The following is a 14932-nucleotide window of genomic DNA, read 5'->3' on the forward strand; positions in this document are numbered from 1 at the left end:
AGGGACGAGGTGCCCAGATCTGCGGGTGTTCAGCGCGAAACACCCACAGAACTCGGCACCTCGACCGCATTGGCCCCCTGCTGACTCGCCCACTTCGCCCCGTCCACAGACCACAACACGGGGTGAAGTGGGCAACTCAGCCCGGGCACGAGCAGGCTCACGGCGCCTCAGCCCGAACGAGGTACCCAGATCTGCGGGTGTTCAGCGCGAAACACCCGCAGAACTCGGCACCTCAGTCGCCCACTTCGACCCGTGCGCAGGCCGCGGGAAGGGGTGAAGTGGGCGAATCAGATCCACTTCTCGGCGAGGTGGTCGGCGATCACGCGTCGGATCGTGCCCGAGCGCGAGCGCAGGACGATCGATTCGGTGCGGATGATCGGTCCGAGTTTGCGGACACCCTCGACCAGTCCGCCGTCGGTGACTCCCGTCGCCACGAAGAACGTGTTCTCGCTGCGCACCAGCTCGTCGGCCTCGTATACGTGGTCGAACTTCAGCCCGGCGGCGAGTCCGTTCTCGCGTTCGACGTCGTCGCGCGGCGCGAGCCGCCCCTGGATGAATCCGCCGAGAGCCTTGATCGCGCACGCGGTCGCGACGCCCTCGGGGCTGCCACCGGTGCCGACGCAGAGGTCGATGCGCGTCTCGTACCGGGCCGCGTTGATGCCACCCGCGACGTCACCGTCGAGCAGCAGCCGAGTTCCGGCCCCGGCCTCACGGATATCGGCCACGAGCCGCTCGTGCCGCGGCCGGTCGAGCACCGCGACGACGATGTCGCCCACGTCCTTGCCCTTCGCCTTCGCGAGCGCACGGATGTTCTCGCCGATCGGCTTGCGGATATCCACGACGCCGATCCCCTCAGCGCCGCAGACGATTTTGTCCATGTAGAACACGCTGGAGGCGTCGAGCATGGATCCGCGGTCGGACACCGCGATCATCGACAGCGCGTTCGGGCGCCCGGCGGCCGTCAGCGAGGTGCCGTCGATCGGATCGACGGCGATATCGCACGAGGGTCCGCGCCCGTTCCCCACGTGCTCGCCGTTGAAGAGCATCGGCGCCTTGTCCTTCTCGCCCTCGCCGATCACGACGACGCCGTCGAAGTTGACGGTGCCGAGGAACTTGCGCATCGCATCCACCGCGGCCTTGTCGGCGGCGTTCTTGTCACCGCGACCGATGAACGGCACCGCGCGGATGGCGGCGGCCTCGGTGGCGCGCACCAGCTCCATCGCGAGATTCCGATCGGGGTGCGAATACACGAGATTCTTCGGATCGTCCACGGTCGCCCTCCTTCGGGAGCCGGTCGGCATCGACCGCCACGATCACCATAGCTGTGACCATCGTCCCGAGGCAGGGGTGGGGGCGCTCAGTAGACTCGAACGGAACCGCGTCAGCGGCCCCAGGGACACTCAGGAGAGATTCCATGCCCATCGCAACGCCCGACCAGTACGCGGAGATGCTCGACCGCGCCAAGAACGACGGCTTCGCCTACCCCGCGATCAACGTCTCCTCCTCGCAGACGATCAACTCGGTGCTGCAGGGACTCACCGAGGCCGGCTCCGACGGCATCATCCAGGTCACCACCGGTGGCGCCGACTACTTCGCCGGCCACACGGTGAAGAACCGCGCCGCGGGTGCGCTCGCCTTCGCGAAGTTCGCGACCGAGGTCGCGAAGAACTACCCCATCACGGTGGCCCTCCACACCGACCACTGCCCGAAGCCGGCGCTCGAGGGCTTCGTGCTGCCCCTCATCGCCGCCTCCGAGGACGAGGTCAAGGCGGGTCGCAACCCGATCTTCCAGTCGCACATGTGGGACGGATCCGCCGTGCCGCTGCCGGAGAACCTCGAAGTCGCGCAGGACATGATCAAGCGCACCAAGGCGATCGGCGCCATCCTCGAGGTCGAGATCGGCGTCGTCGGCGGCGAAGAGGACGGCGTCAGCCACGAGATCAACGAGCACCTCTACACGACCCTCGACGACGCGATCCAGACCGTCGAGGCGCTCGGGCTCGGCGAGAACGGCCGCTACATGGCAGCCCTCACCTTCGGCAACGTGCACGGCGTCTACAAGCCGGGCAACGTCCGCCTGCGCCCCGAGCTCCTCGGGCAGATCCAGGCCGGGCTCGCCGAGAAGTACGGTCACGGCCCCAAGCCGCTCGACCTCGTCTTCCACGGCGGCTCGGGCTCGACTCAAGAGGAGATCGCCGAGGCCGTCTCGAACGGTGTCGTCAAGATGAACATCGACACCGACACCCAGTACGCCTTCACCCGCTCGATCGCCGACACGATGTTCCGCAATTACGACAGCGTGCTGAAGGTCGACGGCGAGGTCGGCAACAAGAAGGTCTACGACCCGCGCAGCTGGGGCAAGATCGCCGAGACCGCCATGGCGGCCCGCGTCGTCGAGGCGACCCAAGAGCTCGGCTCGTACGGCAAGTCGCAGAGCTGACCAGCAGTCCCCTCTGCTGAAGGCCCGTCCCATTCGTGGGGCGGGCCTTCGTCGTTCAGGGGTCAGGCCACCGCGGGCCCCCTGCGTGCACGGATCAGGACCCACAGGCCGACACGCCGATCAGCAGGGCCGGATCGGTCCTGATCCGCGCGCGATCTCCTGATCCGTGCACACGATCCTGATCCGTGCACACGGCGGGGAGGGCCGGAGCGTCGGCAGGCCTGCCGGACGGGTCGGGTCAGGGCGCTGTGGTGGCGGCGTCCTGCATCTGCTGGTCGACGTAAGCCGCGAAGCCCGGGTCGCCGAAGATCGCGAACGCGAGCAGCACCATCATCACGAGCGTCGCGACCACCCCCGCGCTGAGCGGGATCCAGAACGAGATGCGGCCGCGGCGCAGGTTCGCAAGTGTCAGTGCGACGGCGGCGAGCAGCAGCAGCACCTGGGTGATGTTGATGGCGACGCCGATGCTCGAGGCGAGCGAGTCGGAGGTGTACGCACCCAACCCGGCCGCCGTGTAGGTGCTCTGCAGGGTTCCGGCGAGATCGAGCATCGGGGGGATGCCGGTGATCACATTGAAGGCGGCCAGCACGAGCAGTCCGTAGCTGAGGATGCGATCCCAGCGACGACCGCCCGCGGAGTCGGCGGCAGCATCTTCGGCCGGCGGCTGCGGCGGCACCGTCTCCTGCGGCTCGGGCTTCTCGGGCGCCGGCGGGTCGGGCACCGGCGCGTACTCGCCCCAACGCGGAGCGGGACCGGAGGTCGGTCGATCGCTCACGCGCGCGGCCCGTCCGCCCCGGTCGACGGCAGCGCCTGCGCGCGGCCGCGCCCGCCGAGGGCACGGGAGTCCTGCTTGCCGCTGATGTCGCGGCGCAGCTCCTTGGGCAGCGAGAAGACGAGGTCCTCCTCTGCCGTGGTGACGGTCTCGACGTCGCCGTATCCGGCACCCGCGAGCTCGTCGAGGAGCTCCTGCACGAGCTCTTCGGGCACCGAGGCGCCGCTGGTGACGCCGACCGTCTCGACCCCGTCGAGCCACTCCTGCTTGACCTCGCTGGCGTAGTCGACGCGATACGCGGCCTTGGCGCCGTACTCGAGCGCGACCTCGACGAGGCGCACCGAGTTGGACGAGTTCGAGGATCCGACGACGATCACGAGGTCGGCGTCGCGCGCCACCTTCTTGATGGCGACCTGGCGGTTCTGGGTGGCGTAGCAGATGTCGTCGCTCGGCGGGTCCTGAAGGTTCGGGAAGCGCTCGCGCAGGCGGCGGACCGTCTCCATCGTCTCGTCGACCGACAGCGTGGTCTGCGACAGCCACACCACCTTGTCCGGGTCCTTCACGACGACGGTGTTGACCTCGTCGGGCGACCCGACGAGTGTCACGTGATCGGGTGCCTCCCCCGCGGTCCCCTCGACCTCTTCGTGGCCCTCGTGGCCGACGAGCAGGATCTCGAAGTCGTCCCGCGCGAATCGCACGGCCTCGCGGTGCACCTTGGTGACGAGCGGGCAGGTGGCGTCGATGGCGTGCAGCCCGCGGTCCGCGGCGCCCTGGACGACGGCGGGCGAGACTCCGTGGGCGCTGAAGACGATGTGCTCGCCCTGCGGCACCTCGTCGACCTCGTCGACGAAGACGGCGCCCTTCTTCTCGAGCTCGGTGACGACGTGGATGTTGTGCACGATCTGCTTGCGCACGTACACCGGCGCACCGTAGTGCTCGAGGGCCTTCTCGACCGCGATGACCGCCCGGTCGACGCCGGCGCAGTAGCCGCGGGGCGCGGCCAGCAGCACCCGCTTGGAACCGGTGACGGGGGTGTCGACTAATCTGTTCCGCGAATCGGGCCCGCTCGTGACGCCGGAATCCGGTGCAGCCGTCGCCGGGACGCGCGGCATCCCGAGTCCGATCGTGGCGTTGCTCACCCCTCGATTGTAAGTGCCGTGGGTGATGAGCAGCCTGGCAACGACAGTCGCCCCGCACGGGGCGCTCACGAGAAAGCGGCACCGATGACCGACGCCCCTCCCACCGCCGACGCCCCGTGGCCGGTCGGCCTGCTCGCCGCCAAGCTCAAGGGCTATCTCGACCGGCTCGGCTCGGCATGGGTCGAGGGCGAGATCACCCAGTGGGGCATCTCGGGCGGCAACGTCTACGGCAAGCTGAAAGACCCCGACGCCGACGTGACCGTCGGCTTCACGATCTGGTCGTCGGTCAAGTCGCGCATCCCGTCGGACCTGAAGCAGGGCGACCGGGTGGTGGCGCTGATCAAGCCGAGCTACTGGCTCAAGGGCGGCAGCCTCACCATGCAGGTCTTCGACATGAAGCACGTGGGGCTCGGCGACCTGCTCGAGCGGCTCGAGCGCCTGCGCGCCACTCTCGCGGCGGAAGGGCTTTTCGCGGCGGAGCGCAAGAAACCGCTGCCTTTCCTCCCCGGCGTCGTGGGCCTGGTCACGGGTCGCGACTCCGACGCCGAGAAGGACGTGCTGCGCAACGCGCACCTGCGCTGGCCCGCGGTCACCTTCCGCACCGTCTACGCGGCGGTGCAGGGCGATCGGTCGGCGCGCGAGGTCGCGGCCGCCGTCCGCCGCCTCGACGCCGATCCCGAGGTCGAGGTCATCATCGTCGCGCGCGGCGGCGGCGACTTCCAGAACCTCCTGCCGTTCAGCGACGAGGCGCTGATGCGTGCGGTCGCGGAGTGCTCGACGCCGGTGGTCAGCGCCATCGGTCACGAGGCCGACCGTCCCCTTCTCGACGAGGTCGCCGACCTTCGCGCTTCCACGCCGACCGACGCGGCGAAGCGGGTCATCCCCGACGTCTCGGAAGAGCTGGCGCGTGTCGAGCAGGCGCGGGCACGCATCCGCAGCCGCGTCACCCACCGCGTGTCCATCGAGGTCGACCGCATCGCGGCCCTCCGCTCCCGCCCCGCGCTCGCGCGCACCACCTGGATCGTCGACACGCGCGCCGACGAGCTGACCCGTTGGGTGGCCCGCGGCTCCGAGCTCGCTACCCGCGCGATCGAACGAGCCGACAACGTGACGAGCGAGCTGAAGGGCCGCCTCACCGCGCTCTCACCGCACAGCACCCTCGCGCGCGGCTACGCCATCGCTCTCACCGACGAGGGGCACGTGGTCCGCGGGGTGTCCGACGCACCGGCCGGGGCGGCCCTGCATCTGCGACTCACCGACGGCACGATCGGCGCGACCAGCACGGGCGCCGTCGACAGCGGCTCGGCGACCGACGCGGCGCAGGCCGGCGTCGGTGGCGCTCGTTAAGATGGAGGCCATGCCCGCAACGCCCCCGGTTCCCGTCGAACAGCTCAGCTACGAGCAGGCGCGCGACGAACTCGTGCACGTGGTCGGCGAGCTCGAGCAGGGCGCCGAGACCCTCGAACGCTCCCTCGAACTGTGGGAGCGCGGCGAGGCGCTCGCGCGCCGGTGCGAGGAGTGGCTGATCGGTGCGCGTCAACGCCTCGACGCCGCTCGCGCCGCGCAGCAGGGCACCGGTTCCGGAGACGGTCGCTGATGAGCCGCCGCGAGCGTCCGCCGGCCATCGTGGCCGAGCTCGGTCGCCCTGAGACTCCCGACGAGACCGCTGCGCGCAAGGCGCAGAACAGCCGCAACCACCGCGATCGCCAGACCACTCGCAATCTCGTCCTCGCGTTGGTCGCGAGCCTCGGCATCGTGGTCCTCCTGGTACTCATCGTGCCGCGCGGCGATGTCGAACAGCTCCGCGATGTCGACTATCGGGCGACGGCCGAGCAGGCTTCGGCCGATGTGGGCGAGCCCCTCGTCGTGCCCGACGTGCCCGACACGTGGTCCTCGAATGTGGCAGAGCTGCGCACCGGGGCCGCCGACGGCGTGACGAGCTGGTACGTCGGCTTCATCACGGCCGAGCGCGACTTCGTGGGATTCTCGCAAGGCCTCGACGCGAACCCGAGTTGGCTGTCGGCGGTGCTCGACGGCTCCCTCGCCACCGGCACCACCGACATCGGCGGCGCCGAATGGACCGTGTACGACCACCGAGACGAAGACGGGCGCGGCAACCTCGAGTACGCACTCGCGCTCGAAGACGGCGGCGACGTGTTCGTCATCTACGGAACCGCAGACCCATCCGAAGCCGAGGAGCTCGCAGAAACCGTGACGAAGCAGGTGCGCGCATGACCAAGCCCACTCCCGCCGACGCGTGGACCCAGATGAAGTCGGGCAACGAACGATTCGTCGACGGCGTCCCCGCGCATCCGCGTCAAGACGTCGAGCGCCGCACCGAGATCGCCGTGGCACAGACACCCGCAGCGGCTCTGTTCGGGTGCAGCGACTCGCGGCTGGCGGCCGAGATCATCTTCGACCTCGGACTCGGCGACCTCTTCGTCGTCCGCAACGCGGGACAGGTCATCTCGAGCTCGGTCATCGGCTCGCTCGAGTACGCGGTCGCCGTGTTGCAGGTGCCGCTCATCGTCGTGCTCCGTCACGACGAGTGCGGGGCGGTCCGCGCCGCTGTCGACTCGCAGGGGCCGAACGCTCCCCTGCTGCCGGCGCACATCAAGAGCCTCGTCTCCGAGATCGTGCCCGCCGTGAGGGCGGTCGGCGTCACGGCCGAAGACGGCACCATCGACATCGAGCACCTCGACGTAGACCTGGTCGGCCGCACCCACCTGCGCGACACCGTCGCGGCACTCCTCGCCGGGTCCGAGCTCATCTCCGAGGCGGTCGCCGCCGGTACCCTTGCCATCGTCGGAGCCGACTACCACCTGGCCGACGGCCGGGTGGAAGCCGATGTCGTGCTCGGCGACGTCGCCTGAAACAGCCCCCTCACGAAAGGCCACACAGTGGTGGATTCCCAGTACCGCATCGAGCACGACACGATGGGCGAGGTGCGGGTTCCGGTCGACGCGCTCTACGCCGCTCAGACGCAGCGCGCCGTCGAGAACTTCCCGATCTCGGGTGACCGCCTCGAGGACGCGCAGATCGTCGCGCTCGCGCGCATCAAGCGCGCAGCGGCGCTGACCAACGCCGAGCTCGGTGTGCTCGACCGCGACAAGGCCGACGCGATCGTCGCGGCCGCCGACAAGGTGATCGCGGGCGGGCACTTCGACGAGTTCCCGATCGACGTGTACCAGACCGGCAGCGGCACGTCGTCGAACATGAACATGAACGAGGTCCTCGGCACCCTCGCCACCGCCGGCCTCGGCTCCACGGTGCACCCGAACGACCACGTCAACGCGTCGCAGTCGTCGAACGACGTGTTCCCCACCTCCGTGCACATCGCGGTGACCGACGCGCTGCTGCGCGACCTCGTCCCCTCGCTCGAACACCTCGCAGAGTCGCTCGAGACGAAGACCGCCGCCTGGTCGCAGGTCGTGAAGTCCGGCCGCACCCACCTGATGGACGCCACCCCGGTGACCTTCGGGCAGGAGTTCGGCGGATACGCGCGCCAGATCCGACTCGCGATCGACCGCATCCAATCGGCCGTGCCGCGCGTCGCCGAGGTGCCCCTCGGCGGCACCGCGACCGGCACGGGCATCAACACGCCCGCCGGCTTCCCCCAGCGCGTCATCGCGATCCTCGCCGAAGACACCGGCCTGCCGATCACCGAGGCCGCCGATCATTTCGAGGCTCAGGGCGCCCGCGACGCGCTCGTCGAGGCGTCCGGCGCGCTGCGCGTGCTCGCCGTCAGCCTCACCAAGATCTGCAACGACATCCGGTGGATGGGCTCGGGCCCGAACACGGGTCTCGGCGAGCTGCACATCCCCGACCTGCAGCCGGGTTCGTCGATCATGCCGGGCAAGGTCAACCCGGTAATCCCCGAGGCCGTGCTCATGGTCGCGGCGCGGGTCATCGGCAACGACGCGACCATCGCCTGGTCGGGCGCTTCCGGCCTGTTCGAGCTCAATGTGGCGATCCCGGTGATGGGCACTGCGCTGCTCGAGTCGATCCGTCTGCTCTCGAGCGCGTCGCGCCTGCTCGCCGACAAGACCGTCGACGGGCTGGTCGTGAACGAGGAACGCGCCCGCGCCCTCGCCGAGTCGTCTCCGTCGATCGTCACCCCGCTCAACCGGGTCATCGGTTACGAGGCGGCGGCGAAGGTGGCGAAGCACGCGGTCGCGACGAAGCAGACCATCCGCGAGGCGGTCATCGACCTCGGCTACGTCGAGCGCGGCGAGGTCACCGAGGAGCAGCTCGACAAGTCTCTCGACGTCCTCAGCATGACCCGCCCCTCCTCCTGACCGAGTAGGGCGTTCCGGGCGAGCGCGCACCACACGCTCGCGACGAGATCCGATATTGCGGGCATAAACGCACGTTCCGGCTCGGCGTGTCAGCCGGAACGTGCGTTCTCGTGCATGTCCGAACGCTCACCATCCAGCGGTGCCCGGCTCGCCCTTGAACGGTCCGACGACTCTGTCCGTGATCCAGCCTCCGTAGAACCCGCCCGCTTGCGGTCGGACGACTTCGCCGCCGACCGTGACGCGGTCCACTTTTCCCGGGTACACGGCGACCATGCCTTGCAGCCGTTCGAAGCCATGACTGGGGTCCGGGTACGTCCATCCAGCGCCCGCGGCGACGACGTCACCTGCCACGACGTCGAGATACCCCGCCTCGCCCTTGTATTCGCACCACGAGGCACCGGGCGCCGTCCGGAGCGCCCCGTCGGCGAAGTCGTCGGCGGGGAGGTAGTAGACCGGCGGATGGCTGGTTTCCAGTACCCGGACCGCGCGGTTCGAGCGGGCGACCACCTGGCCGCCGAGAACGATCACGATCTCTTCAGTGGTCGGCTCCACTCGAGGCGGGCGTGGGTAGTCCCAGACGGACTCCTGTCCAGAGCGGATGGGGTCGGGCTTCGGGTGCCGAGTGCGCATGCCGACAGGGTGCCTACTCAAGCTGAAAGTGGCACGGCTCCGTACCCGTCCATCGCGCACGGACGCAATGCGTTACGAGAACGCACGTTCCGGCCGACACGCCGTGCCGGATCCCTCGCCGCGAACGGGCGACGAGGGGCCCAGTGCGTTCATGCCCGCAATATCGGATCTCGGCGGTTAGTTGAGTTCGTTCTGCTCCAGCATCTCCGTGACCAGGGCGGCGATCGCCGAGCGCTCACTGCGCGTCAGGGTGATGTGACCGAACAGCGGGTGCCCTTTCAGGGTCTCGATGACGCTCGCGACACCATCGTGGCGGCCGACCCGGAGGTTGTCGCGCTGCGCGACGTCGTGCGTCAGCACCACGCGCGAGTTCTGGCCGATGCGCGACAGCACCGTGAGCAGCACATTGCGCTCGAGCGACTGAGCCTCGTCGACGATGACGAACGCGTCGTGCAGCGAGCGTCCGCGGATGTGCGTGAGGGGAAGCACCTCGAGGATCCCCCGTTCGACGACCTCCTCGAGCACGTTCGGCGACACCAGCGCACCGAGGGTGTCGAAGACCGCCTGACCCCAGGGGTTCATCTTCTCGCCCTGGTCGCCGGGCAGGAATCCGAGCTCCTGGCCACCGACTGCGTAGAGCGGGCGGAACACCATGATCTTGCGGTGCTGCTGCTTCTCGAGCACCGCCTCGAGGCCGGCGCAGAGCGCGAGCGCCGACTTTCCGGTTCCCGCGCTGCCTCCGAGGGAGATGATGCCGATCTCGGGGTCGAGGAGCATGTCGATCGCGAGCCGCTGCTCGGCCGACCGCCCGTGCAGGCCGAAGAGTTCGCGGTCGCCGCGAACGAGCCGCAGCTCGTTCTTGCCGGTGACGCGGCCGAGCGCCGAGCCGCGCTCGGAGGTGATGACGAGTCCTGTGTTGATCGGCTCCCCCATCACCGCGTCGGTGACGAGGGTCTCCTCCTCGTACAGATCGTTGATCTGGCTGCCGCTGAGGTGCAGCCCGGCGAGGCCGGTGTATCCGGTGTCGGGCGCGAGCTCCGCGCGGTACTCCTCGGCGGCGAGGCCGATCGATGCGGCCTTGACGCGCATCGGCAGATCCTTCGACACGACCACGACGTCGAGGCCGTCGTTCTTGAGATTCATCGCGACCGCGAGGATGCGCGAGTCGTTGTCGCCGAGCTGCAGACCCGACGGCAGCACCGCCATGTTGGAGTGGTTCAGCTCCACCCGTATGGTGCCGCCCTGGTCGCCGATCGCCATGGGCAGGTCGAGGCGTTCGTGCTCCACGCGGAGGTCGTCGAGGTTGCGCAGCGCTTTGCGCGCGAAGTAGCCGATCTCGGGGTCGTGGCGCTTGCCCTCCAGCTCGGTGACGACGATGACCGGCAGGACGACCGCGTGCTCCGCGAACCGGTGCAACGCTCCCGGATCGGAGAGCAGCACGGAGGTGTCGAGGACGTACGTCCGCTCCCCCTGCTGAACGCTCGTCGGCGATGAGGCCGAAAGGGAGGTGCCGGACGAAGGACGGGCGATAGCAGCCACTTTTCACTCCCACCCGGGTGCGGAAGAGGCGCACCCGAATCAGCGATCCGGCCACGGTGGGACGTAACGAAACGTACTTATGTGGCCGTTTCGATCAGGTTCCCTACCTGATGGCCACACGCTACGACCGACGCGCCTCGGCGGAGGCGTCTGACACGCGCCCCATTCGTTACGGGGAGGTAAAGAATCGAACAACCCCGCCTGGGGGCGCCGAGCCGTCAGTAGACGCGGACGGTGCTGGCGTAGCTCGTGAACGCGGCCTTCAGCATGTCGAAGGTGTCCTCGGATGTCGCGGCGTGCACGGAGACGCGCACGGTGCCCCCGCGCACCGTCGTCGAGACGCCGTGGTTGAACAGCGACGCGGTGAGCGCCGACAGCTGCTCGGTCGGCGGCTCGAGCACGACGATGCCGGCCCGTTCGCTCTCGTTGCGGGGTGAGACGACGGGCAGCGCGAACTCGTCGGCGATGTCGATGACCCGGCTGACGCCGATGGCGACGGCGTCCCGGATCTCGGTGACGCCGACGCTCGCGATGTCCTCGACGGCCGCGGCGAGGCGCGCGGCGGCGATGGGATCGTGGTTCGAGACGCGGAACGCCATCGGCGAGCGGAGGGGGCCCGGCACCTCATCGAAGATCTGCCCCTCTTCGACGAGTCCGGTGAAACCGGACACGACCGGGGTGAGCCGCTCGATCGCGCGGTCGCTCAGGGCCAGATAGCCGGTACCCCAGCCGGCGCGCAGCCACTTCTGGCCGCCTCCGGCGACGACGTCGGCCAGGGCGAAGGGCGCGTCGACGACACCGGCGCCCTGGATGGCGTCGACGATGAGCAGGCGGTCGCCGATGACCTGGCGGATGCCCTCGATGTCGGCGAGGTAGCCGGTGCGCGAATCGACGAGGCTCACCGCGACGGCGGCCGTCGTGGAGGTCAGCTGATCGCGGATCTGCCCCGGGGTGACCATGCCGTGGTCGGTGCTCAGCCAGATCGGACCGGTGGATCCGAGGGCCTGCTCCGCGCGGACGGCGGCGACCGGAAGACTCGGGAACTCGGCGGGCGAGAGCAGCACGGGCCCGGTGAGACCGAACATCGCGTGCATGAGCCCCATGCTCGTGTTCGGCTGCAGGACGACCTGATCGGCGCGGAACGCCAACAGGTTGGCGACAGCTTCACGTGCACGGCGGTCCTGCTCGAGCAACGCGTCGACGGCGCCGAATCGGGCGCGCGAGACGGAGTTCATCCACCCGTCGCTCTCGGCGGTCACCGCGTCGGAGATCGGACCGAAGGAGGCGTAGTTGAGGAAGCCGGGCTCTTCGGGGAAGCCGGCCGTGAAGCGTTCGAGAGGTTCCATCTGACTTCTGAGCCTACGGCGCGTCGCCCGCCACGGCTGGGAACACGGCGGATTCGGGGCCGCGGATTCAGTGCTCGGTCGCGCGTTCCGGACGCGACGAAGGCACCGAGAACGCACGTTGCGGGCTTGTGCGCCCGCCGGAACGTGCGTTCGTGCCCGCAATATCGGATCGTGGGTGGAGCGTCCTTGTGGTCAGCCGCCGTAGCGGCGGTGGCGCTTGGCGTAGTCGCGGAGGGCGCGGAGGAAGTCGACCTCGCGCAGGTCGGGGCCGAGGGCCTCGACGAAGTAGAGCTCGCTGTGCGCGCTCTGCCACAGCATGAAGTCGGACATCCGCTGCTCGCCCGAGGTGCGGATGACGAGGTCGGGGTCCGGCTGACCACCGGTGTAGAGGTGCTCGCTGATCAGCTCGGGAGTGAGCACGGCGGCGAGGTCCTCGATGGTGCCGCCCTGCAGGTGGTGGGCTTCGACGATCCTGCGCATCGCGTTCGCGATCTCGTGCCGACCGCCGTATCCGACTGCGAGGTTGATGTGCAGCCCCTTCTTTCCCGCGGTCCGCGCCTCGGCGGCGCTCAATGCCTCGACGAGCTGCTCGGGAAGCCCCTCGTCGGATCCGACGTGCTTCACCCTCCAGTCGCGGTAGCGCGACAGGTCGTCGGCCAGCTCGGCGATGATCTCGATGAGCGCCGACAGCTCCTCCGCATGCCGGGCGCTGAGATTGTCGGTCGACAGCAGATACAGCGTGACGACCTCGATGCCGAGGTCGTCGCACCACACCAGGAACTCGCGGATCTTGTCCGCCCCCGCGCGGTGCCCGTGCGCTGCCGACTCGAGCCCCAGCTGACGCGCCCACCGGCGGTTGCCGTCGAGGATCATCGCGACGTGCTTCGGCAGCGATTGGCCTCGCAGGCTGCGTCGCACCTCGCGCTGATACAGCGAGTACAGCGGGTTACGCGATGAGCTCCTGCGGTCGGTCGACACGTGAACACGTTAGTCGAGTCGAGTCCTCGAAGAACTCGAAGAACCGCCCTCGGGAGGCTGTCGTACGCTGAGCACCGTGACCCCTCGCGACGACACGAACTCCTCCCGGAAGGGCCCGCTCGAGGCGCAGGCGGCGCAGGCCGTCGCCGAGGAGAACGCCGCGTCGGAGGCCGATCGCGAAGACGCCTCGGGCCTTCCGAACATCCCGCTGCTCGACGACGCGATCGATCACCCGACCGAGGTGCGTCCGACGTGGCGCGGATGGATCCACGCCGGCACCTTCCCGCTCGCCATCGCGCTCGGCGTCGTGCTGATCTGCCTCGCCCAGGGCGGTGTGGCGAAGGCGGCGTCGGCGGTCTTCATGGCGACGTCGCTGCTGCTGTTCGGCAACTCGGCGCTCTATCACCGCTTCGACTGGAAGCCGCGGACCAAGCGCCTGCTGAAGCGCATCGATCACGCCAACATCTTCCTGCTCATCGCCGGCACCTACACCCCGCTCTCGCTGCTCGCGCTGCCGCCCGAGAAGGGGCTTCTCCTGCTCGCGCTCGTCTGGGGCGGCGCGCTCGTCGGCATCGGGTTCCGGGTCTTCTGGATCTCGGCGCCGCGCTGGCTGTACGTGCCGATCTACGTGGCGCTCGGTTGGGCCGCGGTCATGTATCTCGGCGACTTGCTCGCCGCGAGCGTGCCGATGATGGTGCTCGTCCTCGTCGGCGGCATCCTCTACACCGCGGGCGCCGTCGTGTACGGCTTGAAGCGACCGAACCCGTTCCCGGGACGGTTCGGCTTCCACGAGATCTTCCACAGCTGCACCGTGCTGGCGTTCGGCTGCCACTGGGTGGCGACGCTGCTCATCGCCCTCGCTCCCGCCTACAACGGGTGACGCGGGGAGCCCACGGCTTCACGCCGGGAACTCCCGCGGGAGCACCCGACTCCGGTGCTCAGCGCCGGTCGGTGTCGCCGCGCTCGGGGCGGTCATCGTTCAGGGGGCGCTCGTTGATGTCGTCGTCCGTCGCAGCATCGGCACCGAGCTGCTCGTCGGCGATCTCGGCGCGGATCTCCTCGCGATACCGCACACGACGCACGCGCCTCGTCATGTCGAGGATCAGCAGCAGCGCGGCGACGGCGAGGACGAAGATGAAGACGAACCCGAGCGGACCGGGGGTCACGAGCGTCTCGTCGAACTCGGTCGTCGGCCCGGGGGTGGGGGTCATCGAGGCGGCGAGAAGCTCAGCGAGAGGCACCGGCGAATTCCTTGTCCCCCGCGTTCGGGCGCGGGTGGGTAGCGTTGAGTCCAGGATAGGCCCGGTCGAATCGAGGAGTGAGAGTGACCACCAGTAGCGGGAGCACCCTCCCGGCTCCCGATCTCGACGAGCGGTACGGCCGCACGCCCGACTCGCGTCGGCGCGGGCGACTGATCGCCTGGGGAGCCGGGATCGCCGTCGCGCTCGTGTTCCTCGCCTGGGTCGTGTGGGCGGGGCTCGACGGCACGGCCCCGAAACTCGAGGTGCGCGACACCGGCTACCAGCTCACCGAGAGCACCGCGACCGCCCGCTTCCAGGTGACCGTCGACCCGGGTACCGCGGTCCGTTGCGCCGTGCAGGCACTCAACGAGCAGTTCGAGATCGTCGGGTGGAAGGTCGTCGACCTGCCCCCGTCCGACGAGCGGACCCGCGGTTTCGTCGAGACGGTGCGCACCACCATGCAGCCCAACACCGGCTTGATCTACCGCTGCTGGCTCCCTTAGTCTGGGCTATCCGCCTCGCGAGCGAGCATGCAGCTGTCCCTGGGGC

The 14932-nt window shown here is 69.2% G+C and carries 16 protein-coding genes; 8 read left to right on the plus strand and 8 right to left on the minus strand.

Annotation, left to right across the window (positions count from 1 at the left end):
- Window positions 1–287: 287 nt before the first annotated feature.
- The gene (glpX, locus tag NGH83_RS11705) at window positions 288–1220 is read right to left on the minus strand and encodes a class II fructose-bisphosphatase (RefSeq protein ID WP_251858521.1); all 933 of its coding nucleotides are present in this window, start codon (window positions 1218–1220) and stop codon (window positions 288–290) included.
- Window positions 1221–1414: 194 nt separating this feature from the next.
- On the opposite strand from glpX, the gene fbaA reads away from it, so the two are divergent.
- Window positions 1415–2440 carry a class II fructose-bisphosphate aldolase gene (gene fbaA, locus NGH83_RS11710; RefSeq protein ID WP_251856430.1) on the plus strand — a complete coding sequence of 342 codons (1026 nt, stop codon included), beginning with the start codon at window positions 1415–1417 and terminating at the stop codon, window positions 2438–2440.
- Between the two features lie 238 nt (window positions 2441–2678).
- Here the strand turns inward: fbaA and NGH83_RS11715 are convergent, their stop codons facing one another.
- A complete protein-coding gene (locus tag NGH83_RS11715; protein WP_251856431.1) occupies window positions 2679–3215 on the minus strand; it encodes a DUF6264 family protein in 537 nt (178 codons plus the stop codon).
- On the minus strand, window positions 3212–4324 hold the full coding sequence (locus NGH83_RS11720; RefSeq protein WP_251858522.1) for a 4-hydroxy-3-methylbut-2-enyl diphosphate reductase: 1113 nt from the start codon (window positions 4322–4324) through the stop codon (window positions 3212–3214). Before NGH83_RS11720 ends, NGH83_RS11715 begins: the two co-directional genes overlap by 4 nt.
- Before the next feature lie 111 nt (window positions 4325–4435).
- Here NGH83_RS11720 and xseA point away from each other — a divergent pair, with 111 nt between their 5' ends.
- Genes xseA through NGH83_RS11745 form a run of 5 tightly spaced genes read left to right on the plus strand, consistent with a single transcriptional unit; the run spans window position 4436 to window position 8649 of the window.
- The gene (gene xseA / locus NGH83_RS11725; protein ID WP_251856432.1) at window positions 4436–5698 is read left to right on the plus strand and encodes an exodeoxyribonuclease VII large subunit; all 1263 of its coding nucleotides are present in this window, start codon (window positions 4436–4438) and stop codon (window positions 5696–5698) included.
- Between the two features lie 10 nt (window positions 5699–5708).
- Entirely contained in the window at window positions 5709–5948 is a 240-nt protein-coding gene (locus NGH83_RS11730) for an exodeoxyribonuclease VII small subunit (protein ID WP_371872668.1), read from the plus strand.
- Window positions 5948–6586 (plus strand): DUF4245 domain-containing protein, encoded by a 639-nt coding sequence (locus NGH83_RS11735; RefSeq protein WP_251856433.1) that lies wholly within the window; start codon window positions 5948–5950, stop codon window positions 6584–6586. The genes NGH83_RS11730 and NGH83_RS11735 overlap by 1 nt, the downstream gene beginning before the upstream one ends.
- On the plus strand, window positions 6583–7224 hold the full coding sequence (locus NGH83_RS11740; protein ID WP_251856434.1) for a carbonic anhydrase: 642 nt from the start codon (window positions 6583–6585) through the stop codon (window positions 7222–7224). The genes NGH83_RS11735 and NGH83_RS11740 overlap by 4 nt, the downstream gene beginning before the upstream one ends.
- A gap of 27 nt (window positions 7225–7251) precedes the next feature.
- Window positions 7252–8649 carry an aspartate ammonia-lyase gene (locus NGH83_RS11745; RefSeq protein WP_256470103.1) on the plus strand — a complete coding sequence of 466 codons (1398 nt, stop codon included), beginning with the start codon at window positions 7252–7254 and terminating at the stop codon, window positions 8647–8649.
- Between the two features lie 126 nt (window positions 8650–8775).
- Here NGH83_RS11745 and NGH83_RS11750 read toward each other — a convergent pair whose 3' ends face one another.
- The 4 genes from NGH83_RS11750 to NGH83_RS11765 form a co-directional block, all read right to left on the minus strand.
- Window positions 8776–9279, minus strand: coding sequence for a DUF427 domain-containing protein (locus NGH83_RS11750; protein ID WP_251856435.1), 504 nt, complete (start codon window positions 9277–9279; stop codon window positions 8776–8778).
- A 177-nt stretch (window positions 9280–9456) separates the two neighbouring features.
- Window positions 9457–10809, minus strand: a complete 1353-nt coding sequence (locus NGH83_RS11755; RefSeq protein WP_251858525.1) for a PhoH family protein — start codon at window positions 10807–10809, stop codon at window positions 9457–9459.
- A 227-nt stretch (window positions 10810–11036) separates the two neighbouring features.
- Window positions 11037–12164 carry an aminotransferase class V-fold PLP-dependent enzyme gene (locus tag NGH83_RS11760; RefSeq protein WP_251856436.1) on the minus strand — a complete coding sequence of 376 codons (1128 nt, stop codon included), beginning with the start codon at window positions 12162–12164 and terminating at the stop codon, window positions 11037–11039.
- Window positions 12165–12356: 192 nt separating this feature from the next.
- Window positions 12357–13142: an isoprenyl transferase gene (locus tag NGH83_RS11765; RefSeq protein WP_251856437.1), complete on the minus strand. Its 786-nt coding sequence runs from the start codon at window positions 13140–13142 to the stop codon at window positions 12357–12359.
- A gap of 202 nt (window positions 13143–13344) precedes the next feature.
- On the opposite strand from NGH83_RS11765, the gene NGH83_RS11770 reads away from it, so the two are divergent.
- Complete coding sequence (locus NGH83_RS11770; RefSeq protein WP_251858526.1) at window positions 13345–14022, plus strand: hemolysin III family protein; 678 nt, start codon at window positions 13345–13347, stop codon at window positions 14020–14022.
- A gap of 58 nt (window positions 14023–14080) precedes the next feature.
- On the opposite strand, the gene NGH83_RS11775 is transcribed toward NGH83_RS11770, so the two are convergent.
- Window positions 14081–14383, minus strand: coding sequence for a hypothetical protein (locus NGH83_RS11775; protein WP_251856438.1), 303 nt, complete (start codon window positions 14381–14383; stop codon window positions 14081–14083).
- An 83-nt stretch (window positions 14384–14466) separates the two neighbouring features.
- Here NGH83_RS11775 and NGH83_RS11780 point away from each other — a divergent pair, with 83 nt between their 5' ends.
- Window positions 14467–14886, plus strand: coding sequence for a DUF4307 domain-containing protein (locus NGH83_RS11780; RefSeq protein ID WP_251856439.1), 420 nt, complete (start codon window positions 14467–14469; stop codon window positions 14884–14886).
- The last annotated feature ends 46 nt before the right edge of the window (window positions 14887–14932 follow it).

Origin of the sequence: Herbiconiux sp. L3-i23, assembly GCF_023734115.1 — a bacterium.
GTDB lineage: Bacteria > Actinomycetota > Actinomycetes > Actinomycetales > Microbacteriaceae > Naasia.

What these genes read in the sequence shown, in the direction of transcription:
- fbaA (WP_251856430.1), top strand. Translation starts at nt 1,415, where the DNA reads ATGCCCATCGCAACGCCCGACCAGTACGCGGAGATGCTCGACCGCGCC.
- xseA (WP_251856432.1), top strand. Translation starts at nt 4,436, where the DNA reads ATGACCGACGCCCCTCCCACCGCCGACGCCCCGTGGCCGGTCGGCCTG.
- NGH83_RS11720 (WP_251858522.1), bottom strand. Translation starts at nt 4,324, where the DNA reads ATGCCGCGCGTCCCGGCGACGGCTGCACCGGATTCCGGCGTCACGAGC.
- NGH83_RS11750 (WP_251856435.1), bottom strand. Translation starts at nt 9,279, where the DNA reads ATGCGCACTCGGCACCCGAAGCCCGACCCCATCCGCTCTGGACAGGAG.
- NGH83_RS11740 (WP_251856434.1), top strand. Translation starts at nt 6,583, where the DNA reads ATGACCAAGCCCACTCCCGCCGACGCGTGGACCCAGATGAAGTCGGGC.
- NGH83_RS11735 (WP_251856433.1), top strand. Translation starts at nt 5,948, where the DNA reads ATGAGCCGCCGCGAGCGTCCGCCGGCCATCGTGGCCGAGCTCGGTCGC.
- NGH83_RS11760 (WP_251856436.1), bottom strand. Translation starts at nt 12,164, where the DNA reads ATGGAACCTCTCGAACGCTTCACGGCCGGCTTCCCCGAAGAGCCCGGC.
- NGH83_RS11730 (WP_371872668.1), top strand. Translation starts at nt 5,709, where the DNA reads ATGCCCGCAACGCCCCCGGTTCCCGTCGAACAGCTCAGCTACGAGCAG.
- glpX (WP_251858521.1), bottom strand. Translation starts at nt 1,220, where the DNA reads ATGGAGCTGGTGCGCGCCACCGAGGCCGCCGCCATCCGCGCGGTGCCG.